Origin of the sequence: Actinomadura sp. 6N118, from assembly GCF_044326415.1 — a bacterium.
Taxonomy (GTDB): Bacteria; Actinomycetota; Actinomycetes; order Streptosporangiales; family Streptosporangiaceae; genus Spirillospora.
This window is the reverse complement of record NZ_JBIRAZ010000015.1, coordinates 112557-136317: the sequence shown is the minus strand read 5'-3', so window position 1 is coordinate 136317 and position 23761 is coordinate 112557. Positions and strand designations below refer to the sequence as shown.

Annotated in this window: 25 protein-coding genes and 1 pseudogene; 8 read left to right on the top strand and 18 right to left on the bottom strand. The window is 68.8% G+C overall.

Features of this window, described 5'->3' with window-relative positions:
• Nucleotides 1-74 precede the first annotated feature (74 nt).
• The gene (locus tag ACH34W_RS34420) at nt 75-986 is read right to left on the bottom strand and encodes a 3-methyladenine DNA glycosylase (protein ID WP_395965320.1); all 912 of its coding nucleotides are present in this window, start codon (nt 984-986) and stop codon (nt 75-77) included.
• A gap of 8 nt (nt 987-994) precedes the next feature.
• A complete protein-coding gene (gene rlmN, locus ACH34W_RS34415; protein WP_395965319.1) occupies nt 995-2113 on the bottom strand; it encodes a 23S rRNA (adenine(2503)-C(2))-methyltransferase RlmN in 1119 nt (372 codons plus the stop codon).
• A 165-nt stretch (nt 2114-2278) separates the two neighbouring features.
• Here rlmN and ACH34W_RS34410 point away from each other — a divergent pair, with 165 nt between their 5' ends.
• Nucleotides 2279-3388, top strand: a complete 1110-nt coding sequence (locus tag ACH34W_RS34410; protein ID WP_395965318.1) for a suppressor of fused domain protein — start codon at nt 2279-2281, stop codon at nt 3386-3388.
• Between the two features lie 42 nt (nt 3389-3430).
• Here ACH34W_RS34410 and ACH34W_RS34405 read toward each other — a convergent pair whose 3' ends face one another.
• The 5 genes from ACH34W_RS34405 to rpsB all read right to left on the bottom strand — a co-directional run bounded on the left by ACH34W_RS34405 (nt 3431) and on the right by rpsB (nt 7966).
• Nucleotides 3431-4321 (bottom strand): phosphatidate cytidylyltransferase, encoded by an 891-nt coding sequence (locus ACH34W_RS34405; RefSeq protein WP_395965317.1) that lies wholly within the window; start codon nt 4319-4321, stop codon nt 3431-3433.
• Entirely contained in the window at nt 4321-4878 is a 558-nt protein-coding gene (gene frr / locus ACH34W_RS34400; protein WP_395965316.1) for a ribosome recycling factor, read from the bottom strand. Before frr ends, ACH34W_RS34405 begins: the two co-directional genes overlap by 1 nt.
• Nucleotides 4879-4941: 63 nt before the next feature.
• Nucleotides 4942-5766 (bottom strand): UMP kinase, encoded by an 825-nt coding sequence (gene pyrH / locus ACH34W_RS34395; RefSeq protein WP_395965315.1) that lies wholly within the window; start codon nt 5764-5766, stop codon nt 4942-4944.
• A gap of 226 nt (nt 5767-5992) precedes the next feature.
• A complete protein-coding gene (gene tsf / locus ACH34W_RS34390) occupies nt 5993-6829 on the bottom strand; it encodes a translation elongation factor Ts (RefSeq protein WP_395965314.1) in 837 nt (278 codons plus the stop codon).
• A 99-nt stretch (nt 6830-6928) separates the two neighbouring features.
• Nucleotides 6929-7966 (bottom strand): 30S ribosomal protein S2, encoded by a 1038-nt coding sequence (gene rpsB, locus ACH34W_RS34385; RefSeq protein WP_395965313.1) that lies wholly within the window; start codon nt 7964-7966, stop codon nt 6929-6931.
• Between rpsB and ACH34W_RS34380 the strand changes: the two genes are divergently transcribed.
• Nucleotides 7851-8966, top strand: a complete 1116-nt coding sequence (locus tag ACH34W_RS34380; protein WP_395965312.1) for a M23 family metallopeptidase — start codon at nt 7851-7853, stop codon at nt 8964-8966. The two genes, rpsB and ACH34W_RS34380, sit on opposite strands and share 116 nt — an antisense overlap.
• A gap of 118 nt (nt 8967-9084) precedes the next feature.
• Here ACH34W_RS34380 and ACH34W_RS34375 read toward each other — a convergent pair whose 3' ends face one another.
• On the bottom strand, nt 9085-10008 hold the full coding sequence (locus ACH34W_RS34375; RefSeq protein WP_395965311.1) for a tyrosine recombinase XerC: 924 nt from the start codon (nt 10006-10008) through the stop codon (nt 9085-9087).
• Nucleotides 10009-10130: 122 nt separating this feature from the next.
• Here ACH34W_RS34375 and ACH34W_RS34370 point away from each other — a divergent pair, with 122 nt between their 5' ends.
• From ACH34W_RS34370 to dprA, 3 genes are all read left to right on the top strand, one after another.
• The gene (locus tag ACH34W_RS34370; protein WP_395965310.1) at nt 10131-10502 is read left to right on the top strand and encodes a YraN family protein; all 372 of its coding nucleotides are present in this window, start codon (nt 10131-10133) and stop codon (nt 10500-10502) included.
• Nucleotides 10503-12044, top strand: a complete 1542-nt coding sequence (locus ACH34W_RS34365; protein ID WP_395965309.1) for a YifB family Mg chelatase-like AAA ATPase — start codon at nt 10503-10505, stop codon at nt 12042-12044.
• Between the two features lie 66 nt (nt 12045-12110).
• A complete protein-coding gene (gene dprA / locus ACH34W_RS34360; RefSeq protein WP_395965308.1) occupies nt 12111-13241 on the top strand; it encodes a DNA-processing protein DprA in 1131 nt (376 codons plus the stop codon).
• A gap of 49 nt (nt 13242-13290) precedes the next feature.
• On the opposite strand, the gene ACH34W_RS34355 is transcribed toward dprA, so the two are convergent.
• Nucleotides 13291-13605 carry a DUF2469 domain-containing protein gene (locus tag ACH34W_RS34355; protein ID WP_395965307.1) on the bottom strand — a complete coding sequence of 105 codons (315 nt, stop codon included), beginning with the start codon at nt 13603-13605 and terminating at the stop codon, nt 13291-13293.
• A gap of 459 nt (nt 13606-14064) precedes the next feature.
• Between ACH34W_RS34355 and ACH34W_RS34350 the strand changes: the two genes are divergently transcribed.
• Nucleotides 14065-14778 (top strand): ThuA domain-containing protein, encoded by a 714-nt coding sequence (locus ACH34W_RS34350; RefSeq protein WP_395965306.1) that lies wholly within the window; start codon nt 14065-14067, stop codon nt 14776-14778.
• Between the two features lie 72 nt (nt 14779-14850).
• Nucleotides 14851-15054, top strand: coding sequence for a hypothetical protein (locus ACH34W_RS34345; protein ID WP_395965305.1), 204 nt, complete (start codon nt 14851-14853; stop codon nt 15052-15054).
• 51 nt (nt 15055-15105) lie between these two features.
• Here ACH34W_RS34345 and ACH34W_RS34340 read toward each other — a convergent pair whose 3' ends face one another.
• The 9 genes and pseudogenes from ACH34W_RS34340 to ffh all read right to left on the bottom strand — a co-directional run bounded on the left by ACH34W_RS34340 (nt 15106) and on the right by ffh (nt 22791).
• Nucleotides 15106-15828 carry a ribonuclease HII gene (locus tag ACH34W_RS34340; protein WP_395965304.1) on the bottom strand — a complete coding sequence of 241 codons (723 nt, stop codon included), beginning with the start codon at nt 15826-15828 and terminating at the stop codon, nt 15106-15108.
• A gap of 79 nt (nt 15829-15907) precedes the next feature.
• Nucleotides 15908-16864, bottom strand: coding sequence for a signal peptidase I (gene lepB, locus ACH34W_RS34335; RefSeq protein WP_395965303.1), 957 nt, complete (start codon nt 16862-16864; stop codon nt 15908-15910).
• 8 nt (nt 16865-16872) lie between these two features.
• Nucleotides 16873-17793 carry a signal peptidase I gene (gene lepB, locus ACH34W_RS34330; protein WP_395965302.1) on the bottom strand — a complete coding sequence of 307 codons (921 nt, stop codon included), beginning with the start codon at nt 17791-17793 and terminating at the stop codon, nt 16873-16875.
• A gap of 265 nt (nt 17794-18058) precedes the next feature.
• Entirely contained in the window at nt 18059-18412 is a 354-nt protein-coding gene (gene rplS / locus ACH34W_RS34325; protein ID WP_151568085.1) for a 50S ribosomal protein L19, read from the bottom strand.
• Between the two features lie 130 nt (nt 18413-18542).
• Nucleotides 18543-19544, bottom strand: a complete 1002-nt coding sequence (gene trmD / locus ACH34W_RS34320) for a tRNA (guanosine(37)-N1)-methyltransferase TrmD (RefSeq protein ID WP_395965301.1) — start codon at nt 19542-19544, stop codon at nt 18543-18545.
• A complete protein-coding gene (rimM, locus tag ACH34W_RS34315; RefSeq protein WP_395965473.1) occupies nt 19541-20056 on the bottom strand; it encodes a ribosome maturation factor RimM in 516 nt (171 codons plus the stop codon). Before rimM ends, trmD begins: the two co-directional genes overlap by 4 nt.
• Before the next feature lie 157 nt (nt 20057-20213).
• A complete protein-coding gene (locus ACH34W_RS34310) occupies nt 20214-20456 on the bottom strand; it encodes an RNA-binding protein (protein WP_395965300.1) in 243 nt (80 codons plus the stop codon).
• Nucleotides 20457-20568: 112 nt separating this feature from the next.
• Nucleotides 20569-21021: pseudogene (gene rpsP, locus ACH34W_RS34305) on the bottom strand (30S ribosomal protein S16); the annotation flags it as partial.
• Between the two features lie 195 nt (nt 21022-21216).
• Complete coding sequence (ffh, locus tag ACH34W_RS34300) at nt 21217-22791, bottom strand: signal recognition particle protein (RefSeq protein ID WP_395965299.1); 1575 nt, start codon at nt 22789-22791, stop codon at nt 21217-21219.
• 305 nt (nt 22792-23096) lie between these two features.
• Here ffh and ACH34W_RS34295 point away from each other — a divergent pair, with 305 nt between their 5' ends.
• On the top strand, nt 23097-23717 hold the full coding sequence (locus ACH34W_RS34295) for an RNA polymerase sigma factor (RefSeq protein ID WP_395965298.1): 621 nt from the start codon (nt 23097-23099) through the stop codon (nt 23715-23717).
• The last annotated feature ends 44 nt before the right edge of the window (nt 23718-23761 follow it).

Below are 23761 nucleotides of genomic sequence, written 5' to 3'. Positions count from 1 at the left end.
CGCGCCTCCCCCAAGGCTCAACGGCAACAGCGTGGCGCCCGTACGCCCGGCGCGCAACCATTGCGGCGGATGGGTCAGATGACAGCGGAGCGTGTGGTGTCGAGAAGCCGTTCGCAGGCGTCACTCAGCCGTTGCCGAAGCGGCTGCGCGCGTTCGGCGAATCCACGCTGCTCGCTCGCGTATTCAGCGCGGCCCTCCGGCGTCTCGATCGGGATCGGCTCATGCCCGAGCGTGCTCAGGTCGTACGGGCTGGCGCGCATGTCCACGGCGCGGATGTCACGGGCCAGCGCGAAGCAGTCGGCCACCAGCTCGCTGCTGATGAGGGGCGAGAGCTTGAAGGCCCACTTGTAGAGGTCCATGTTGGCGTGCAGGCAGCCGGGTTGTTCGAGCTCCGTCTGGCGTTCCCGAGTGGGCTGCAGTACGTTCAGCGGCCGTGCCTCGGGGGTGAAGAAGCGGAACGCGTCGAAGTGGCTGCACCGCACCCCGCGCGCCTCCACGACCTGCGCGATCTCCTCGGCATCGAGCCGCAGCGGCCAGGCCGAGTGCCGGATCTCCTGCGACCTGTAGACCATGGCCCACTCGTGCATGCCGAAGCACCCGAAATGCGCGGGCCGTGCGGCGGTCGCGGCAAGCAGGGCGGCGGTGAACTCCACCGAAGCCTTTCGCTTCGTCATCAACGAGGCGACGTCGAGGACAGCACCTTCGGGTGTGTCGAGGTAGTCGCGCCCGAAATCCCGCGCGTCGGCGCCCAGCAGGACGACGCCCGCACCCGGATGCCACTTGCGCAGCTTGCCCGGGCTGTAGCCGTAGTAGCTGAACAGGAAGTCCTCAACCGGATGCGCCGCGCCACGTCCGCGTCGTTCGAGATGAGGCTCCACCCAGTCCGCGACCCGCCGCCGATGTGCCTCGGCCCGCGCCCGCCAAGTCGCAGGCTCCAGAGGCAGGGCCAGAGTCTCGCGCGCCTGCTCCACCGAGCCGTTCGCCACCCCGATGGTCAGTCCTTGGTCGTGGCGGCGAGCTGGCCGCAGGCGCCGTCGATCTCACGGCCGCGGGTGTCGCGGACGGTGACCGGCACACCGTGGGACTCCAGACGGCGGACGAACTCCTTCTCGTCTTGCGGGCGCGAGGCGGTCCACTTGGAGCCGGGCGTCGGGTTGAGCGGGATGAGGTTGACGTGGACGAGGTGCCCCCGCAGGAGCTTGCCGAGCAGGTCAGCCCGCCACGCCTGGTCGTTGATGTCCTTGATCATCGCGTACTCGATCGAGACCCGTCGGCCGGACGTGTCCGCGTACGCCCAGGCGGCGTCCAGGACCTCGCTGACCTTCCAGCGGTTGTTGATCGGGACCAGCTCGTCGCGCAGCTCGTCGTCGGGCGCGTGCAGGGACAGGGCGAGCCGTACGGACATGTCCTCGGCCGCCAGCTTCTCGATCGCCGGGACCAGGCCGACCGTGGACACGGTGACCGAACGCTGGGAGATGCCGAGGCCCGCCGGCGCCGGATCGGTGATCCGCCGGACCGCCCCGAGCACCGCCTTGTAGTTGGCCAGCGGTTCGCCCATGCCCATGAAGACGATGTTGGAGACCCGGCCGGGCCCACCGGCGATCTTGCCTCGGGCCATGGCGCGGGCGCCCGCGGTCACCTGCTCGACGATCTCCGCCGTGGACAGGTTGCGGGTCAGCCCCGCCTGCCCGGTGGCACAGAACGGGCAGTTCATGCCGCACCCGGCCTGTGACGAGACGCACATCGTCGCCCGGTCGGGATAGCGCATCAGCACCGACTCGAACAGCACGCCGTCGAAGGCCTTCCAGACCGTCTTGAGCGTCTTGCCGCCGTCGCAGGTCAGCTCGCGTATGGGCGTCAGGAGCTCCGGCAGCAGCTCGGCCGTCAGCCGTTCCCGGACCGCGGCCGGAAGATCGGTCATCTCCGCCGGGTCGTCGGCAAGGCGCGCGAAGTAGTGCCGCGACAGCTGATCCGCGCGGAAGGGCTTCTCGCCCAGCTCGGCGACGGCCTCCCTGCGCTCGGCGGCGGTGAGGTCAGCGAGGTGGCGTGGCGGCTTGGCCCGGCGGGGTGCGGCGAAGACGAGCTTGGCCGGCGTCTTTTCGGTGGCAGACATGGTCCTTCCAGTGTCGCAAATGCCAGCGTGTGCCTTGGCCGTACGGAGGTTGTGCCTTGGCCGTACGGGCGTTGTGCTTTGGCGGTACGGGGTTGTGCGTTGACCGTACGGGGGTTACGTCCGGGATGCTGCGCGTGACCATGAGCGGGGATTAGGCTTTCGATCATGTCGGTATTGCGCAGGGGGTCCGTTTCGAAGGCCGTCCTCGATGAGGTCAGCCCGTACGGAAGTCGCAGGCTGGTGGTGGAGACCGACGGTGTCGTCTCGGCCGCCTATCTCAGGAACGCCAAGGACGCGGTCGTCGGGGCCGTGTGGATCGCCAACCACAGCCCCGCCTCGCAGGATTTCGACCGGGCCCGGTTGGACGCGGGCCTGGCGCCGTTGCTGAGCGCCGATCACATAAGCCACCCCGAGGGCCGCCCGGCCCTCGGGCACCTCGAAACGGTGTGGTTCGAGGAGGGTGACGGTGTGGCGATCCTTGAAGCCGGTGAGCTGCTCTGCGTGATCCCGGGCTGGTCTGACATGGAACGCGGTATCCCCGGCTACAGCCGCGACGCGACCAAGCAGAGCCCGTTCGCGTTCCCCCTCTCGGACGAGCCGTTCGGCCCCCGTCTTGAACGTGCCCGCCAGCACTGGCAGACCGTCCGGGCCGACGGCTCCTGGGCGGACTTCCAGCAATCCGTTCTCGGCCACCTCCTCCACCGCCTCGGCCCTGGCGGCCACTACTGGCACGACGTAGGCCGCCAACTGCGCGACGGCCTCGCCCCCACTGTCGGCGTCTCGGAACGTCCCGCCCGCGGTAACCGCCAGTTCACGGTGCTGAGCACAGTGGGCATGAGCCGCCAGCGCATGCCGACGATCGAGCTGTACGAGGACGAGGTGGCCCCGCACGCCCGTATAGAGCTCGCCCTTGCCACCACCCTGCCCAGCCAACGCGCGGGCAGCATCTTCCCCTGGCTGGCCCAATACCCCTGGCGTTCTGTCACGTGGTTCGCCCCCGGTGACGTCGTCAAGTGGTACCACGAGGCCCGGACGTTCCCACTGAACACGACCGAGTCGGCGGACTGGGAAGGCGTACTCCTCCTGGACGACCCGACCCGCCTCCCCGGCCCCATCGCCCCGCCCATGGACGGCCTGACCGTTCAAGGCGACCCCGTCCGCTGGCTGTGGCTCGTGCCCATCACGGCCGAAGAGCACGACTACGCCAAGAGCGAGGGCTCCGACGCCCTGATCCGCCGCCTCTCCCAACAATCCCGAAGCTGGGTCGTCAGCTGACCAGCCGTCAGTTAGGCGTCAGGTTAGTTAGGCGTCCGTTAGTTAGGCGGAGGGGAGGAAGAGTTCCAGGAGGATCCAGACCACGGGGGCGGTGGCGATCAGGGAGTCCAAGCGGTCCATGACGCCGCCGTGGCCGGGCAGGAGGGTGCCCATGTCCTTGAGGCCGAGATCGCGCTTGATCATCGAGACGATGAGGTCGCCGGCGATGGCCACGACCGCGACGGCCGCGCCGATGACGGCGCCTTCCCAGAGGTGGCCGTCCAGCAGCCAGGCGACCAGCCAGGCGCCGACGAGCATGCAGGCCAGGACGGCGCCGCCGGCGCCCTCCCAGGTCTTCTTGGGGCTGATCGCGGGGACCAGCTTGTGCTTGCCGAGGAAGGTCCCGGCGAAGTAGCCGCCGATGTCGCTGGCGACGGTGGTCGCGATGAAGATCACGATGCGGTGGTCGCCGTCGCCGGGCTCCATGAGGAGGGCGACGATGCCGCCCATCAACACCAGGTAGCCGGTGGCGAAGACGCCCGCGGTGACGTCCCGTACATAGCCGGACGCCGGGCCGTCGGCCATGCGCCAGATGAGCACGGTGAGGATGGTCAGCGCGGTGACCGCGACCAGCGGCTCGGGCCCCCAGCCGTACGCGGTGATCGCGCCCGCGACCAGGCCGAGGGCGAGCGGGATCAGCGGGACCCGGATGTCGCGGGCCTTGAACGCGTCGGTCAGCTCGCGCAGGCCGACGACGAGGAACACCACCATGACGGCCAGGAAGATCGTCTTGACGGTGTAGAGGGAGAGCAGCACGAGGGCGCCCAGCGCCACGCCGACACCGATGGCGGCAGGCAGGTTACGCCCGGTCTTCGTGTGGGCCGGGGGTGGCGTCCGCGGTGCCTCCGGCTCACCCGGGGAGCCCTGCGGCTCCCCGGACTCGTCCAGTTCCATCAAACCTCGAGGAGCTCGGCCTTCTTGTGCTCGAGAAGTTCGTCGACCTGCGCCACGTACTTGTGGGTGGTGTCTTCGAGCTCCTTCTCGGCACGCCGCACATCGTCCTCGCCGGCCTCGCCGTCCTTGGCGAGCTTGTCGAGGGTCTCCTTGGCGCGGCGGCGGATGTTGCGGATGGAGATCTTGCTGTCCTCCGCCTTGGTGCCGGCGACCTTGATGAACTCCTTGCGGCGCTCCTCCGAGAGGTCGGGGAAGACCACCCGGATGACGTTGCCGTCGTTGGTGGGATTCACGCCGAGGTCGCTGTCGCGGATCGCCCGCTCGACCGCCTGCATGGACGACTTGTCGAAGACCTGCACGATGACCATCCGCGGTTCCGGCAGTGTGAACGACGCCAGCTGGTTGATCGGCGTCGGGGTGCCGTAGTACTCCGCGGTGATCTTGTTGAACATGGCGGGAGTGACCCGGCCGGTGCGGATGGCCTGGAAGTCCTCCTTGGCGACCGCGACCGCCTTCTCCATTTTCTCCTCGGCCTCGAGGAGGGTCTCGTCGATCACTTCGACTCCCGTGTCATCTGATCGGCCAATGTCACCTGAACGCCGGTGCCTGCTCGGCCCCGGTCAGCCCTCGGCCGGGCTGACCAGCGTGCCGATCTTCTCACCCCGGACGGCCCGGACGATGTTGCCCTGCCCCATGAGGTCGAAGACCACGATGGGCAGTTCGTTGTCCATACAGAGACTGATGGCCGTGGCGTCCATGACCTTCAGGCCCCGCTGTAGAACTTCACCGTAATCCAAACGGTCGAACTTGACCGCGTCCGGATTCTTTCGCGGATCGGCGTCGTACACACCATCCACTTGAGTCCCCTTCAGCACCGCCTCCGCGCCGATTTCCAGCGCACGCTGCGCGGCGGTGGTGTCGGTGGAGAAGAACGGCTGGCCGAGACCGGCCCCGAAAATCACCACGCGGCCCTTCTCGAGGTGCCGCATGGCGCGCCGCGGGATGTAGGGCTCGGCGACCTGGCTCATCGTGATGGCGGTCTGCACGCGGGTGTCGAGGCCGAGCTTCTCCAGGAAGTCCTGGAGGGCCAGGCAGTTGATCACGGTGCCGATCATGCCCATGTAGTCGGCGCGGCCGCGGTCCATGCCGCGTTCGGCCATCGTGGCGCCGCGGAACATGTTGCCGCCGCCGCACACCACCGCGACCTGCACTCCGTCACGTACAGCCTCGGCGATCGCCTCGGCCACATGCTGCACGACCTCGGGGTCGATGCCCAGCGGGTCGCGTCCGGCGAACGCCTCGCCGGAGAGCTTCAGCAGAACGCGCTTCCAGCCACGCTTGTGCCCCGCACGTGCGCCGTGGGCGCCGGACGAGGCGAGGGCGCCAGACGAGCCGAAGGGGGTGGACGTACCGGGCGTTCTAGACGTTCCGGATGTGCCGGACATTTGGGAAGACGACGAGGCCGCCGTCGTGTCAGCGTTCGGTTTCTCCTGCACGGCGGCGGCCTCCTCGTATCGCGGCTTCGTAATCTGTCGGTCCCTGTTTCTCGGGGTCATCCCCAGATCGGGTTCTCCTGGGAGCTGTGCCCAGATCCGGGGAATCCCCACAACGCCTTGATCGTGGCGGGCGCTGCGGGGTCCCTGTTACCAGAGTGCCTCTAGGCGGCGAGCGTCAGCTCTGGCCGACCTTGAAGCGGGCGAAGCGCTTGACGTTCACGCCGGCCTCCTGGAGGACCTTCGCGATCGTCTTCTTGTTGTCCTTCACGAACGCCTGCTCGACCAGGACGAAGTCCCGGAAGTAGGCGTTGACACGGCCCTCGACGATCTTCGGGATGGCCTGCTCGGGCTTGCCCTCGCCGCGGGTGAGCTGCTCGGCGAGCGCCCGCTCCTTCTCGATCGCCTCGGCCGGGATCTCGTCCCGGGTGAGGTACTTGGGCGCCATCGCCGCGATCTGCTGGGCGATGTCCTTGGCGATCTCGGCGTTCTCGGTGTCGAGCTCGACGAGCACACCGGTGGTCGGCGGCAGCTGCGGGTCGGACTTGTGCAGGTAGCTGGCCACGTACGCACCCTGGAAGTGCGTGAAACGGCCGAGCTCCAGCTTCTCGCCGATCTTGGCGCCGTTCTCCTCGATCAGGGCCTGGACGCTCTTGCCCGGCTCGATCTCCAGGTCCTTGAGGCTGTCGGCGTCGGTCGCGTCGCTCTTGGCCGCGAACTCGACCAGACGGCCGGCCAGCTCGATGAACGCCTCGTTCTTGGCGACGAAGTCGGTCTCGCACTTCAGCTCGAGCAGCGCGCCGTCGCCGGTGCCGTCGAAGTGCTCGGCGACCAGGCCGTTGGCGGCGGTGCGCTCGGCGCGCTTGCCGACGTCCTTGGCGCCCTTGAGGCGCAGGATCTCTACGGCCCTGTCGAAGTCGCCGTCAGCCTCGGTGAGAGCGTTCTTACAGGCCATCATGCCGGAGCCGGTCAGCTCGCGGAGCCGCTTGACGTCAGCGGCGGTGAAGTTCGCCATCGTTTTCTTCGTCTCTGTCGGGATGGAAGTCTGCTGGTGAGACGGGCCCCGGGACGGCCGTACGCCGCGTACGTCCGCCCCAGGGGCACCACGTCGTCGTCAGGCCTGCTCGGCCTCGGCGGCCGGGGCGTCGGCAGCGGCCGGAGCGTCAGCGGCCGGAGCCTCGGCAGCAGGAGCCTCGGCAGCAGGAGCGTCGGCGGCGGGGGCGTCGTCGGCGGGGGCGTCGGCGGCGGGAGCAGCCTCGCCTTCCGTGGCCTCGGCGACCGGGGCCTCGGCGACGGGAGCCTCGGCAGCTGGGGCGTCGGCGGCCTTGGCAGTCTCGGCGGTCTCGGCGCCGGGGGCCTGCTCCTTGTTCTCCAGCAGCTCGCGCTCCCACTCGGCCAGCGGCTCGACCGCGGCGGCGCCGCCCTCGGCCGGCTTCTCGTCGCCACCGGAGGCGGCGCCGGCGCGGGCGATGAGGCCGTCGGCCACGGAGTCCGCGACCACGCGGGTCAGCAGGCTGACACTGCGGATCGCGTCGTCGTTACCCGGGATCGGGTAGTCGACCTCGTCCGGGTCGCAGTTGGTGTCGAGGATCGCCACGACCGGGATGCCCAGCTTGCGGGCCTCGTTGACGGCGATGTGCTCCTTCTTGGTGTCCACGATCCAGATGGCGCTGGGAACCTTCGCCATGTCGCGGATACCGCCGAGGGTGCGCTCCAGCTTGTCCTTCTCGCGGCGGAGACCCAGAAGCTCCTTCTTGGTCATGCCGGAGCCCGCGACGTCCTCGTAGTTGATCTCCTCCAGCTCCTTGAGCCGGGTGAGCCGCTTGTGGACGGTGGAGAAGTTGGTGAGCATGCCGCCCAGCCAGCGCTGGTTGACGTACGGCATCCCGACCCGGGTTGCCTGCTCGGCGATGGCCTCCTGGGCCTGCTTCTTGGTGCCGACGAACAGAATCGTGCCGCCGTGCGCGACCGTGGCCTTGACGAACTCGAAGGCGCGGTCGATGTAGGACAGCGACTGCTGCAGGTCGATGATGTAGATGCCGTTGCGGTCCGTGAGGATGAACCGCTTCATCTTCGGGTTCCACCGGCGGGTCTGGTGGCCGAAGTGGACGCCGCTCTCGAGCAGCTGCCGCATTGTGACGACGGGTGCCATTGCCCGTGTTCTCCTGTCCGGCCCGATGGACGGGCCACGTTCCCGGTTAGATGCCGGCGCCCGGCTCGACCCCTCCGCCACCGTGGTGACGGACCGAGAGGCCATGCCCCACCTGACAGAAGCAGGTGGCCAGGGAGCGCGTGAATTCGGTCGCTCGGGTAAGCACCCACGCGACCGTTCCCCAAGTCTATGGGATGACCGGCGTACACGTGGAATCAACCTGGGCGGGCCGGCCGGAGGGTTATCCACAATCCGGCCCGAGCCTGGTGACGAACGGGCCCGTCGAGGCAGTCTGCCGGACATGACCCTCGTCACACTTCTGCTCGCCTGCGCCGCGATCATGCCCGCATCGGACGCGTGGCGCTCGCCCTTAGGACCACCCGCGCCCCGGGTCGTACGGGGATTCTCACCCCCGCCGGCCCCCTGGTCTGCCGGCCACCGAGGCGTGGACCTGGCCGCCCGCCCCGGCCAGCCCGTCTACGCCGCAGGTCCCGGCCGTGTGTCCTACACCGGCCGCCTGGCCGGCCGAGGCGTGATCGCCATTACCCACGGCCCCCTCCGCACGACCTACTTGCCCGTGCGATCCCAGCTCCCGTTGGGCCGCCCGGTCGAGGCCGGGACCCGCATAGGCGTCCTGGAAGCGACTCCTCATTGCACCGCCGAGCCGTGCCTCCACTGGGGCCTCCTGAGGGGTGCGACCTACCTGGACCCCCTGAGCCTGGTCCGCCCCCGCATCCGCCTGCTCCCCGTATGGCCGCCTCAATCCACACCCGCAGACGCCAAGCCCAAACAGCCACCGCCTTACGAACCAGAACCCCGCCTAGACCTCCGCGACGCGACAACCGCCACAGGCGGGGCGATAGCCGGAATGCTCCTAGCCTGTGCCTGCTCCCTGGTCTGGCGCACCGCCCGCACCCTCACCCGCCGCAGACCACCAACAGGCGTAATCGACCTAACCCAAGAACGCCGCCAACGCCGCCAACGCCAAACCCCGCCCTAACCACCGCCCAGTAAGGACACCGAGACGCCCTCCCAATCCCTGAGGCCCCACACCCATAGAGCTCAACGGAAGCAAGAGCATGGCCCGTTGGAACACCTGGCGAGTGAATCTGCGCAAGCTATTCGGCGCCGCGAGGGTGGGCTTGGCGGTGCACCTGTTTGAGGCGTTCAGCTGAGACATGGGTGTAGATCTGGGTGGTCTGCAGCGATGCGTGGCCCAGGATCTCTTGGACGCTCCGGAGATCCGCGCCTCCCTCTAGGAGGTGTGTGGCTGCGCTGTGCCGGAGACCGTGCGGGCTGAGGTCCGGTACGCCGACCTCCCCGATACGGGTGTGAACGATGCGCCGGGCACTGGTGGGGTGGAGCCTCCCTCCGCGCGCCCCTAGGAAGAGCGCGGGCCCACTGTCCTTCGTGACGATCGCGGGACGACCTCGTCTCAGCCAGTCCGCAACGGCACGTACCGCCGGTTCGCCCACGGGGACCGTACGTTCACGGCCACCCTTGCCCAGTACCCGGGCCGTTCGCCGGGCAGTGTCCAAGTCGTCGATGTCCAGGCCGCAGAGTTCGCTGACACGTACGCCAGTCCCGTAGAGCACTTCCAGAACGGCCCGGTCGCGCAGGCCCAGCGCCCCCTCCGCCACCATCTCGTCCAGCAACCGGGCAGCCTCGCCCTGCGTGAGCACCACAGGCAGGTCACGCTCCCGTTTGGGAGTGCCCAGCAGGGGCCCGGGATCCTGCGAGATCAGGCCCCTCCGGTGCAGGTGGCGGGTGAACGCACGGGCTGCGGCAGTACGGCGGGCAAGCGTGGCTCGCTTTCGGCCAAGTGCGTGTTGCCGGGCCAGCCAGCCTCGCAGCACCCCGATATCCAGTCCCTCAGGCTCGCCCACGCCCACGTTCGCCGCGTACAGGCACAGGTCGGTGAGGTCACCGAGATAGGCCCTCAACGTATGGGGCGACACATCACGTTCAGCCCTCAGATGCAGCTCGAATTCCGCGAGTGCCTCGCGCGCCCAGGGTGCCTGCGAACCGTCCACAGCGGTCACGCTGTCGCCCCCGCCCTCGTCAAGCAAGCACCAAGGCCGGGTTATCCACAGAATTCCATTCGACTTCCTTCCGAGCCCGCCCCGGGGCAACGTCGAAGGCCGGAGGTATCGACATGAACAACATGACCCTCGGGCAGCGCGGCGAGGACGCGGCGTCCCTCTACCTGGCCAAACTCGGCTGGACGATCATCGATCGCAATTGGCGGTGCCGCCAGGGCGAGATCGACATCGTCGCCCATGACGGACGCCAGCATGTGGTCTGCGAGGTCAAGACCCGCAAAAACGCCGCGCTGGGCACGCCTTTCGAAGCGATCACGCAGGAAAAGGCCGTCCGGTTACGGCGGCTGGCCTGGCGATGGGCCGCGCGGCACGGCATCGCGGGCGCAGCCGTCCGAGTCGATGCCATCTGTCTCCTGGCCGAGAGACCCCGCCTCTCCACCCCCGGCAACGTCGTCGACGGCTTCACGATCGAGCATCTGCGCGGGGTGATCTGAGTGGCACTGGCCAAGACCCGTTCTGTGGCTCTGGTTGGGGTCGACGGCTTCATGGTCGACGTGGAGGCCGCCATCACCAGCGGCGTACCGGGTCTGCACCTCGTGGGCCTGCCCGACGCCGCCCTCAACGAGGCACGCGACCGCGTACGCGCCGCGATCTTCAACTCGGGCGAGGATTGGCCCAACCGCCACGTCACCGTGAGCCTCTTCCCGGCCAGCCTCCCCAAACGCGGATCGATCTTCGACTTATCAATAGCCATCGCCTTGTTGGCCGCAGCCGAAGCCGTCCCGCCCAAGGCCTGTGCGGGCCTGGTGATGATCGGAGAGCTGGGCCTCGACGGCCGCGTCCGGGCCATCCCAGGCGTCCTGCCCGCCGTTGTCGCCGCCGCGAACGCCGGTTACACCTGCGTCGTCGTACCGCAGGCCAACTCCGCCGAAGCCGAGCTCGTGCCCGACCTCAAGGTGATCGCCGCATCATCGCTGCGCAGCCTCCTGTGCCATCTCCGGGACGAGCCGCCACCGGTCGAAGAGGACGACGACGCTCCCCCTCTCCGGCCCACCCCAGATCTTGCAGACCGGCGTTCCGGGCTGGACCTCAGCGACGTACGAGGCCAGGCCGAGGCCCGCCGGGCCCTTGAGATCAGCGCGGCAGGCGGCCATCACCTCTTCTTCAGCGGGCCACCGGGCTGTGGCAAGACCATGTTGGCCGAACGCCTGCCCACCCTCCTGCCACCGCTCGAACCCGACGCCGCCCTCGAAGTGACGGCCATCCATTCAGTCGCGGGGACGCTTCCGCCCGGCCAGCCGCTGATCAAGCAATCTCCGTTCTGCGCGCCCCACCACACCGCCACTCGCGCCGCCATGGTCGGCGGCGGCGCGGGCCGCGTCATCCAACCTGGAGCAGCGTCCCTCGCCCATCGCGGGATCCTCTTTCTTGACGAAGCTCCCGAATACATGAGCGGCGTGCTGGACGCCCTCCGCCAACCCCTCGAAGAGGGCGAGGTAAGGATCGCCCGCTCAGAGGGCACAGCGTGTTTCCCGGCCCGCTTCACCCTCGTCCTGGCCGCCAACCCCTGCCCATGCGCGGCGGCCAAGGAGGTCGACTGCTCGTGCGCCCCCGCGATCAGGCGCAGATATCTCGCCCGCATCTCCGGCCCGCTCCTGGACCGCATCGACCTCAAGCTCGAACTCCACCCCGCCACCCGCGCCGAGCTCCGCTACGACTTGGAGTTCGCGGAATCGAGCGAAGTAGTCGCCGAACGAGTCCTGACAGCTCGCGACCGCACCGCGAAACGCCTCACAGAAACGCCCTGGCGCTCCAACGCCGAGATCCCAGGCCCGGAATTACGCCGCCGCTTCACGCCGCCCCCAGAAGCAATGCGCGCCGCCGACGACGCCCTGATGCGTGGCACGCTCAGCGCCCGCGGCCTGGACCGCGTGCTCCGCGTCGCCTGGACCATCGCCGACCTAGCCGGCCGAGACCAACCCAGCGAAGACGACGTAGGCGGCGCCCTGGCCCTATGGACGGGCCGCCGCCCATGATCCGAACAATCCCTGTCGCCGGACACCCCATCGGCAAACACACCAGCTCAGCCACAAGGAGGCAGCATGAACGACGATCGGCTTGCTCGGGCGACGCTCTGTGCCGTCGCTGAGCCCGGGGACACACAGATGGGTCGGTTGATCGCTGTCGTCGGCCCTGCCGGAGCCTTGGAGACGATCCGTTCCGGCGAGTTACCTCCCGGTCTGGAGGGGGGCCGGGTCGGCGATCGGCTCGAGCGGTGGCGGATCAAGCTGTCGGGCGCCGATCCGGCGGCGGACCTGGCCATCTGCGAACGCATGAACATCCGGCTGGTGTGCCCCGGTGATCCCGAATGGCCGACCACGCTCGATGATCTCGGTGACGAACGGCCGTACGCCCTGTGGCTGCGCGGTCCCGAGGATCTGCGTTACGGGTGCCTGCGCTCGGTGGCCGTCGTCGGTTCCCGCGCCGCCTCCCCATACGGCCTCCGCGTCGCCGCTGATCTCGGCTGTGAGCTGGCCGAACGGGGGTGGACGGTGGTCTCCGGAGGTGCCATGGGGATCGACGCGGCAGCTCACCGCGGTGCCCTGGCCGCGGACGGTCCCACGCTGGCGGTCTTCGCGAACGGCGTCGACGTGTCCTATCCGGCCGGCAACGACGGCCTGTTCGCCGAGATGGCGCGCCGGGCGCTGCTGGTCAGCGAGATGCCGCCGGGCACGGAGCCGAATCGGCTGCGCTTCCTGATCCGCAACAGGGTGATCGCCGCTCTCTCCCGGGGCACCGTGGTGGTGGAGGCCGCCCGCCGCAGCGGCGCTCTCGGCACCGCCGCCTGGGCCCGCAAGCTCGGCCGGGTGCTCATGGCGGTTCCTGGGCCTGTGCATTCTGGATCTTCAGTGGGCTGCCACAGACTTCTGCGGGAAGACCCACCCGCCACGCTCGTCACGCGTTCGGAGGAGGTGATCGAAGCGGTCGGTCCGATCGGTGCGCTCGCCCCTGATCCGGGCGTCCCAATCCTGCCTCGCGACCGTCTGGACGCCACGACCAGAGCGGTCCTGGAGGCCCTTCCCGCCCGTGGCGCCACGGGCCCGGCCCAGATCGCCGTCAAGGCGGGGCTGGACCTCGGCACCGTCAACGGCAAGCTGGGCTTGCTCGCCGCTGCCGGCTTCGTCGAACGCGCGCCCTCGGGCTGGCGCCTGACCACCAAGGCAAGATCATGATCTCGCGACCCGGTCGCCGCCGTACCGGACGTCTGATCGGAGGGCGAAGCTACTGGTCGGAGGGGAGTTCGAAGTCGCTCTTGGCCAGCTCTTCGACATTGACGTCCTTGAACGTGACGACACGGACATTTTTCACAAACCGCGCAGGGCGGTACATGTCCCAAACCCAAGCGTCCTGCATGGCGACCTCGAAGAAGACCTCGCCGTTGTCCGTGCTCCGCACCTGGAGATCCACCGAGTTGGTGAGGTAGAACCTTCGCTCGGTCTCGACCACGTACGTGAAGAGCCCCACGACGTCGCGATACTCGCGATAGAGCTGGAGCTCCATCTCGGTCTCGTACTTCTCCAGGTCCTCAGCAGACACTGCAAACCCCCATCGGAGCCGACAAGGCGACCTGACCAGGCACTGTGCCCTCGATCCTCCGGCGAACCAACTCGGTCATCATGATGTGAACCCGCTACTCGACATGGCAGCCAGCTCTTCCTATAGAGGCTATTGGAGTCGAGCACCACCGCCACGTCCATCGTCACACAATGCCCCCATCACTCTGGCCCTCCACGCGGAGCGAGACCCTCGTGAATCCTGTCGTCCCGCCTCCGCTGATCCCTACCGCCCCTGGGCGCGCCGCGGACCGTCGGCCATGAGGCACGGCCCGTGCGGGCTCAAGGGCAGGATCCGGCCGTCCGCCATGGCCGAAAGAGCCGCGTGGCTGAGGGTCAGTTCGTCGCCGGCCCGGCGGAGTCACGACGACGTCGCGAAGATCGCGCTGAACTCGAGCTTCCGGTCCATAGAAAAAGTTTTCCATCCCCTGTCGGAGCGCTCATGACCAGCAGAAACATACTCGTCTACACCCGGACGACGGGCTACCGGCACGACTCGATCCCCGCAGGCGTGGCAGCCTTCCGCGGCCTGGGCGCGCAGCACGGTTTCACCGTTCACGCCACCGAGGACCCCGCGACGTTCACCGCGGAACGGCTGGCCTCCAGCGACGCGGTGGTCTTCCTGTCCACCAGCGGGGACGTCCTGGAACCGGCCGGGCGGCGGGCACTGCTCGGACGCGTCGCCGAGGGCGGCGGATTTCTGGGCGTCCATTCGGCCACCTGCACCGAGTACGACTGGCCGGACTACGGCGCGCTCGTCGGCGCCCGCTTCGACGGGCACCCGGAGATACAACCTGGCCTGGTGAACGTCGTCGACCGATCCCATCCGGCGACCGCCCACCTGCCGGAACGCTGGACCTGGACCGACGAGTGGTACAACTTCCGCGATGGCCCCACAGGGGTCACGGTGCTGGCGACCGTCGACGAGAACTCCTACCGGGGCGGCACCATGGGCCTGCACCATCCGCTCATCTGGTACCGGGAGTACGGCGCGGGCCGCTCCTTCTACACCGCGCTCGGCCACACGGAACATGCCTTCGACGAGCCAGACTTCCGTCGTCACCTGCTCGGCGCCCTCCGATGGGCCGCAGGCTGGACGGACGACGGCGCTGACGCCAACCAGCCCACCGCGAGCGACGCCGCGAGGCGATGCTGACGGGTGTCTCACCTGCCCCCAAGCCGGACACCCCGGCCTGTAGAAAACGTTTGCCGTACGGAGGTCTCTTCGATGTTGGAACGCTGGGGCAACGACGCGCTCACCCTGTTGTTCGAGGACGGCGTCCGGCCGGGCGGGATCAACCGGCCGGTGTCCCCCGCCTCGGTGTCGCTGCTGTATCCCGTGGACGCGGCCCCTTGCTGGACGAACAACGACGCAGGGCGCATCCCCCTGCCGGAGCCGTGCACCGCCCGCCTACTGCGGCTCACACCGTAGGAACCGCTGACAAGCAAGCTCAGGCGGTGCGGCGACGGAAGGTAGGGGGACTCATGCCCGTGCCCCTTCCTCGCCGGGAACGTCCAGTACAGGCTCGTCCCTGATCTCCTCCACGACTCCGTTCTCGCGCAAGGCCCGCCCGACGTTGACGAAGGAGAAGCGGTGTTCCGGGCAAGGCCCGAACTCGGCGAGCGCCGCCGAGTGCTCCCGAGTGGCATAGCCCTTGTGAACGTTGAATCCGTAGGCCGGATAACGCTCATGCAGGTCCACCATGATCCGGTCTCGGGTGACCTTGGCCACCACCGAGGCCGCCGCCATGCACGCGGCGACCTGGTCACCTTTGATCACCGCCAGGCTCGGCACGTCCAGGCCGGGCACCGCGAACCCGTCGCTCAGCACGTACGAAGGCCGCAGTTCCAGGGCCGCCAGCGCCCGCCGCATCCCGGTGACATTGCACCGGTGAACGCCGATCCGATCGACGTCGTGGCAGGGGATCACGATCGCGCTCCACGCCTCGGCTCGCCGCACGATCTCCTCGTAGATCGCCTCGCGGCGTACGGGAGTGAGCAGCTTCGAGTCCATCAGCCCCTCGATCATCCCCCGCCGTCCCCGAGGCAAGATCACAGCCGCGACGACCAGCGGTCCGGCACAGGCCCCGCGCCCAGCCTCGTCGACGCCCGCGACGCGACCGAAACCGGCATGCTCAAGCGCCCGCTCATACGCGTGCAACCCGGCGTCGCGGCGCGGCGTGAAGCGGAGAGGACGACCGTTCATGGAACGCCAGCGTACGACGCCACAAGCCCGCAAGGCGCCTCGAATCCCCCGGAAAGGGCCACCACCAGATCCATAGTGGTCAGAGGCGGAAGCGGCGGCGGATCAGGGTGATGGGGACGGCGCCGATCAGGCCCAGGGCGACGGGGAAGGCCGCCGCCGCGGCCTTGCTGAGGGCGGGCTGGTCGAAGGTCTTGGGGATCGGGAGGGTGTTGATCCGGTCGAGCGGCCACACGAGCACGAAGGCCCGGCCGACGACGCGGCTGGCGGGGATCGTGCCGCCGCCCGGGTCGCCCCGGTGATTGCGCGAGTCGTACGAGAGTTCGCGGTGATCACCCATCACCCAGAGCTGGCCCTTGCCGACCGTCACGTCGAACGGGATGTCGGAGGGCTTGTTCTGCTCCCCTGTCTCCGGATCGCGGTACAGGTAGGACTTCTCGTCGAGCGGCACGCCGTTGACGGTGATCCGGCTCTGCGCGTCGCAACATTTGACCCGGTCGCCGGGGACGCCGATCACACGCTTGATGTAGTCCTTCTCGCCGGGCACGACGCCGAACGTGCTGCCGATCGCGCGGAGGACCTTCGACACCGGGTTGGACGGCTCGGGGACGTCGACTTCGAGATCCCAGGAGTCCAGGCCGCTGAACACCACGACGTCGCCGCGTTCGATGTCACGCATGTGGTAAACGATCTTGTTGACCAGCACGCGGTCGCCGACGAGGAGGGTGTTCTCCATCGACTCCGAGGGGATGTAGAACGCCTGCACGACGAAGGTCTTGATGATCAGCGCCAGGACCAGCGCGACCCCGATCAGGACCGGGAGTTCCTTCCAGAACGATCCCTGCTTCTTGCCCTTCTTGCGCTTCTTGGAGCGGCCGGATTCGTCTGTTGCCGGGCCGTCGCCGACATCCTCCGGAGCCGTGTCGGCAGCGGAGTCCTCCGCAGGCGTGTCTGCAGTGGAGTCCTCCGCGGCCGGCGTCCCGGTGGGGTCCGAAGGCTGATTCTGCTCGGGGCCCGTGCCCTCGGGTTGGGAACGCACGTCTCCTCCTACGAGTCGCGCGCCCGGGCGAAGCGGATACGGAGGCGGCGGCGGACGAGGACGACGGGGACGGCGCCCACGAAGCCCAAAGCCAGCGGAACGGCAGGCGTCAGGGCCGCGGCGGCGTTCAGGGCGGGCTGCTCGAACGTCTTGGGGATCGGGAGTGTCCCGATCCGGTCCAGCGGCCACACGATCACGAACGCCCGGCCGATCACTCGGCTCACGGGGATCGTGCCGCCACCCGGGTCACCGCGGTGGGCCCGCGAGTCCGAGGAGACCTCACGGTGATCGCCCATGACCCACAGCTGGCCGGGCTTCACGGTGTGGTCGAACGTCTCGTTGGAGGGCTTGTTCTGCTCGTCGGTCTGGGGATCGCTGAAGAGGTAGCGCTTCTCGTCGAGCGGCACGCCGTTGACGGTGATGCGCCCCTGCGCGTCGCAGCACTTGACCCGGTCGCCGGGGATGCCGATCACACGCTTGATGTAGTCCTTCTCGTTCGGCGCGACGCCGAACGTCGTGCCGATCGCACGGAGGACCTTGGACACCGGGTTGGACGGCTCGGCGTAGTCGACCTCGGGGTCCCAGGAGTCCAGGCCGTTGAAGACCACGATGTCGCCGCGCTTGATGTCGCGGGTGTGGTAAACGATCTTGTTGACCAGAACGCGGTCACCGATCTGCAGGGTGTTCTCCATCGACGCGGACGGGATGTAGAACGCCTGCACGGCGAACGCCTTGATGACCAGGGCAAGAACAAGGGCGACGCCGATCAGGACCGGCAGTTCCTTCCAGAAGGAGCCCTGCTTCTTGTTCTTGGACTTTCCCCCGCCGGTGGACGACTCGTCCTCTGAGGCCGCGTCGTCGACGGGGTCCTGGCCCGAGGTCACGGCCTGCTTCTCGTGGGGCACCGCGCCCTCGGCTTCGGAACGCACGTCTCTCCGATCGTCCTCGTCTGTCATCAGAGCGAAAGCCTATCGGCGTCACGCCCGGCGTACCTTCCGCACGGCCGTGTCGCCCCGTACTACCTGTCGCCTCGCACTGCCTGCCGCCCCTACCACCTTGCGCTCCGCGTTCACGGCGCTCCGCTCGCGATCGCCGGTGCCCGCTGGCAAACGGGCAACGCCCCGGCAACCGCTGAGGGTTCCCGGGGCGCCGTACGGCCGCAGCCCCGCATCGCCATGACGCGGGCACTCGGGCTCAGAAGTCGCGCTTCTCCTTGATCCGCGCGGCCTTGCCTCGCAGGTTGCGGAGGTAGTAGAGCTTGGCGCGGCGAACGTCACCGCGGGTGACGACCTCGAGCTTCTCAATGTGCGGGCTGTTGAGCGGCCAGGTGCGCTCGACGCCGTAGCCGCCCTTGCTGACCTTGCGGACGGTGAAGCTCTCGCGAGCGCCGCCGCCCTGGCGCCGGATCACGACGCCCTCGAAGATCTGCACGCGGGTGACCTTGCCCTCGGTGATGCGCGCGTGGACCTTGACCGAGTCGCCCGGACGGAAGTCCGGGTGGTCGCTGCGCAGCGCGGCGTTCTCGATCTCCTGGATCAGGGTGTGCATGGCAGGCGTTTCCTCATGAGTCGAACGCGGACATCGAGAGGCCCCGTGGTGCGTGGTGGGGGCATCGAGCCGCGCGAAGTGGATCTTCTTCGAAAGTATGGGCGCCGTGCGTGAGATTTACGGCGACGCTCTAGTGTGCCATATGTTCGCCGTCCACCGGAAAACCGGCGTCCTCCAGCACCTGGCGATCATGCTTGTCAAGGGTTTCCGGATCCATCCTCGCGGCCAGTTCGGGCCGGTTGGCGACGGTCCGGCGCAACGCCTGATCCCGCCGCCAGCGAGCGATCGCGCCGTGGTTCCCCGACAGGAGCACGTCCGGAACGGCGCGTTCCCGCCAGACCGGCGGCTTGGTGTAGACGGGCCCCTCCAGCAGCGACTCCATGGCCCCCGGCGCGAACGAGTCGTCCGTCACGGAGTCGACGTTGCCCAGGACGCCCGGCACCAGCCGGCTGATCGCCTCCACCATGACCAGAACGGCCACCTCGCCGCCCGCGAGCACGAAGTCACCCAGGCTGACCTCGTCGACGCGCATCCTCTCCCGCGCTTCCTCGACGACCCGCGAGTCGATGCCCTCGTACCGCCCGCAAGCGAAGATCAGCCGCGGCTCCGCCGCGTACTCCGCCGCGAGCGCCTGAGTGAACGGCCGCCCGCTGGGAGTAGGAACGATCAGCCGCGGCATCACCTCCGCCCCCCACGCCCGCTGACCCGCCCCACCGGCCGCATCGTCCGGGTCGTCCGGGTCGGCGGCATCGTCCGGGTCGGCGGCATCGGCCGCGCCGGCAGCATCGGCCGGGTCGGCGGCATCGGCCGCGCCGGCCGGGTCGGCGGGGTCGGCGGGGTCGGCGGGGTCGGCCGCATCGTCGGAGCGGCCGGGCATTGTGTTTGGTGGGGCTGGGGTTGCGTTTGGCGGGGCAATGGCGTCCAGGGCTTCGCCCCAGGGTTCGGGCTTCATGACCATGCCGGGGCCGCCGCCGTACGGGGTGTCGTCGACGGTGCGGTGGCGGTCGTGGGTCCACAGCCGGAGGTCGTGGACGGTCATCTCGATCAGGCCGTTCCGGCGGGCCTTGCCGAGCAGCGAGACGTCCAGCGGAGCGAAGTACTCCGGGAAGATCGTGATGATGTCGAGTCTCACTGTTCGTCCAGGAGGCCCGCCGGCGGGTCGATGACCAGCCGTCCCGCGGCGACGTCCACCTCGGGGACGAGGGCCGCGACGAAGGGCACGAGGGCCTCTCCACCACCGCTCCGGCTGATGACCAGCAGGTCCTGCCCGAAGTGACGGACCTCGGCCACCGTACCGACCTCCTCGCCCGCGACGGTCACCGCGGACAGGCCCACCAGCTCGGAGTCGTGGAAGTCGTCCGGGTCGCCGGTGTCGATGATGTCGTCCGGGGCGACGACGAGCCAGGTGCCGCGCAGTTCCTCGGCCGCGGTGCGGTCGGCCACTCCGGCGAACGCCACCAGGAGCCGCCCCGAATGCCAGCGCACCCGTTCCACCGTGAGCGGGCCCGCCTCGGCCGGATCCGTCGCGATTTCGGCTCCGGGCGCGAAGCGCGCGTCGGGCTCGTCCGTACGGACATCAATGGTGATCTCACCACGGATCCCATGCGGCCGCCCGATCCGGCCGACCACCAACTGGTCCTTCATCACCATCACTTACCTGAAATCCTTGGATACGACCGATCTTACAAACGGCGACCGGCCCGACGGCGGGGCCGTCGGGCCGGTCACTGGGCCTGCGGGGGCCGACCGGAGCGGTCGGCCTTGCGCGGGCGAGGGCCACTGGGAGCCGGGGCTCCGAGCGTCAGCGGACCTCGTTGACGTCGAGCAGGTCCACCCGCACATAGCGGCCTCCGGAGAGGGCGCTGATGACCGTGCGGAGGGCCTTGGCGGTACGACCGCTGCGGCCGATGACCTTGCCGAGGTCATCGGGGTGCACGCGCACCTCCAGGACCCGGCCTCCCCTGATGCGGCGGGCGCGCACCCGGACGTCGTCCGGGTGCTCCACGATGCCGCGCACCAGGTGCTCGAGCGCATCTTCGAGCACGTCAGTCCTCGCTCTTGGCTTCGGTGGTCTCGGCGGCCTTGGCCTCGGCGGCGTCCTCGGCCTTGGCCGGGGTCTCGGTCTTTGCCTCGGACTTGGCCTCGGTCTTGGCCTCAGCCTTTGCCTCGGTCTTCGCCTCGGACTTGGCCTTCTTAGGCTCGGCCTTCTTGGGCTGCTCGGCCTTCTTCTTGGACTTGGTCGCCGTGGCGGCGGCCTCGTCCTCCTTGAAGGCCTCCTTGACGGCCGCCTGGAAGACGGCCTTCTTGTCCGGCTTGGGCTCGGCCTTGCGGAGCGTGCCCTCGGCGCCGGGCTCGCCCTTGAACTTCTGCCAGTCGCCGGTGATCTTGAGGAGGGCGAGGACCGGCTCGGTCGGCTGCGCGCCGACGCCCAGCCAGTACTGCGCGCGCTCGGAGTCGATCTCGATGAGCGACGGCTCCTGCTTCGGCTGGTAAAGGCCGATCTCCTCGATGGCCCGACCGTCACGCTTGGTGCGGGCATCGGCGACGACGATCCGGTACTGCGGGTTCCGGATCTTCCCCAGACGCTTGAGCTTGATCTTGACTGCCACGGGTGTGGTGTTCTCCAGACTTCATTACAGGGTGAACGGGCCTCACCAGGTGGGGACACCGGTTACCGGCCGTTCAATGGATTTCCGGTCCGCGCAGGACGAGAGAGGGCTCCTGGCGGTCCCGGGGTTTCCAGCCTGCCATTCTGCCAGACGATCGCGGAAAAAGCGCAATCGCGCGGTGACACGGCGAGACGTTTACTTTTTCTTGCGTCCTTGCAGCTTGCCGAGGTCGGGCATCTGGAATCCAGGCGGCAGCTGGCCCCCCAGACCCGGCGGCAACTGGCCACCGAGACCGGGCGGCAGGCCGTCCGGCACCGCACCGTCCTGGGCGGCGGCGGGCTCCTGCTGCTGGCCGCCGCCGGCGCGCTTGCGCGGATCGCCGCTGCGCTGCTTGCCCTTCTTGTTCTTGGCGTTCTTGGCAGCCTTCGTGGCCTTGCGGCGGCCAGGCATGCCGGGCATTCCCGGCATGCCGGCGGTCATCTGCCGCATCATCTTCTGCGCGTCGAAGAAGCGGGTGACCAGGCTGTTGACCTCGCCGACCGTGACGCCCGAGCCCTTGGCGATCCGGGCCCGCCGGGAGCCGTTGATCATCTTCGGGTTGGCGCGTTCGCCCGGGGTCATGGAACGGATGATCGCGGCGACCCGGTCCAGGTCCTTGTCGTCGATCTGGCTGACCTGGTCGCGGACCTGGCCCATGCCGGGCATCATGCCCAGCAGATTGCCGATCGGCCCGAGCTTGCGGATCATCATCATCTGCTCGAGGAAGTCCTCAAGGGTGAAGTTCTCGCCCTTCAGGACCTTCTGGGTCATCTCCTCGGCCTGCTGGGCGTCGAACGCCTGCTCGGCCTGCTCGATCAGGGTGAGGATGTCACCCATGTCGAGGATGCGCCCGGCCATCCGGTCGGGGTGGAAGACGGAGAAGTCCTCGAGCTTCTCCCCCGTCGACGCGAACATGATCGGCCGGCCGGTGACGTGCCGGACCGACAGCGCGGCACCGCCGCGCGCGTCGCCGTCGAGCTTGGTGAGGACGACGCCGTCGAAGCCGACGCCCTCCATGAACGCCTGGGCCGTGTTGACCGCGTCCTGGCCGACCATCGCGTCGACCACGAACAGGATGTCGTCCGGCGTGACCGCGTCGCGGATGTCGATGGCCTGCTGCATCATCTCGGCGTCGACACCGAGCCGGCCGGCGGTGTCGATGAGGACGATGTCGTGCTGGGCCTGCTTGGCCTGGTCGATCGAACGCCGCGCCACGTTCACCGGGTCGCCGACGCCGCTGCCGGGCTCCGGCGCGAACACCGGCACCCCGGCCCGCTCACCGACCACCTGGAGCTGCTGAACGGCGTTGGGCCGCTGCAGGTCGGCCGCCACCAGCAGCGGCGCGTGCCCCTCGGACTTGAGCCAGCGCGCCATCTTGCCCGCCAGGGTCGTCTTACCGGCACCCTGCAGACCCGCCAGCATGATCACGGTGGGCGGGGTCTTGGCGAACCGGATCCGCCGCGTCTCGCCACCGAGGATGTTGATGAGCTCCTCGTTGACGATCTTGACGACCTGCTGCGCGGGGTTCAGCGCCTGCGAGACCTCCGCACCGCCGGCCCGCTCCTTGATCTGCGCGATGAAGTCCTTCACCACGGGCAAGGCGACGTCGGCCTCAAGCAACGCGACCCGGATCTCGCGGGCTGTCGCGTTGATGTCGGCCTCGGAGAGCCGCCCCTTGCTGCGCAGCGACGAGAAGACCGTCGTCAACCGGTCGGATAGCGTCTCGAACACGTGTCTGGACCCGTCCTTGGAAAGCTTCTGGGATCGCCTATCAGACTATCGGGTCAACCACTGCGCCCCGCCCGATCAATGCCTTGCGTCCCCTGCCGGCCTCCGTCGTCCTGAGCCGAAAGGGACGGTTCGGCCTGGAGGCGGGTGTGTGAGTCTCACGCGGTTTGGTCCTGGCGGTGTGCCTGTGGCGGCTAAGTTGGGGTCGTACGCTGGAGCGGTGAGGGGTTCCATGTGACCTGCGCAACAGGACGCGTCGGACCCTCCTTGTCCTGATCAAGCCCCCGAAGGACCCCCAAGGTGAAGACGTGGCCGCGCCGACACGGGCGCGCATGAGCGGACGGGTGACCACCCGGGTCGAGCCTCCCGACCAGAGCCTCGAGGTTGCTCTGCAGACCGCGCAGGCCGGGGACGAGGACGCGTTCCGCACGATCTATCGCGACCTGCAGCCCAGGCTGCTCCGGTATCTGCGGGCACTGGTGGGCGGGGACGCCGAGGACGTGGCGGCGGACGCGTGGTTGCAGATCGCCCGGGACATCCGTTCGTTCAGCGGCGACTACGACCGGTTCCGCGGCTGGGCGTCGACGGTGGCGCGGCACCGCGCGCTCGATCATCTGCGCAAGCTCAACCGGCGGCCCGAGACCAGCGTGCAGCTCGACGAGCTGACCGACCTGGTGGGACGCGACGACACCGAACGGGACGCGCTGGAACGCATCTCCACCGACGGCGCCGTCGCGCTGATCGGCGCCCTGCCCAGGGACCAGGCCGAGGCGGTGCTGCTCCGCGTCGTCGTCGGGCTGGACTCCAAGGAGGCCGGGCGGGTGCTCGGCAAGCGGGCGGGGGCGGTCCGGACCGCGGCCTACCGCGGCCTGCACCGGCTGGCCGATCAGATGGGAGAACGGCCTGCTCACGGGCCCGACGGCGAATGACTGAGAGGTCAGGTGTGACACGAACGCAGGTCGCGACGCTGAGG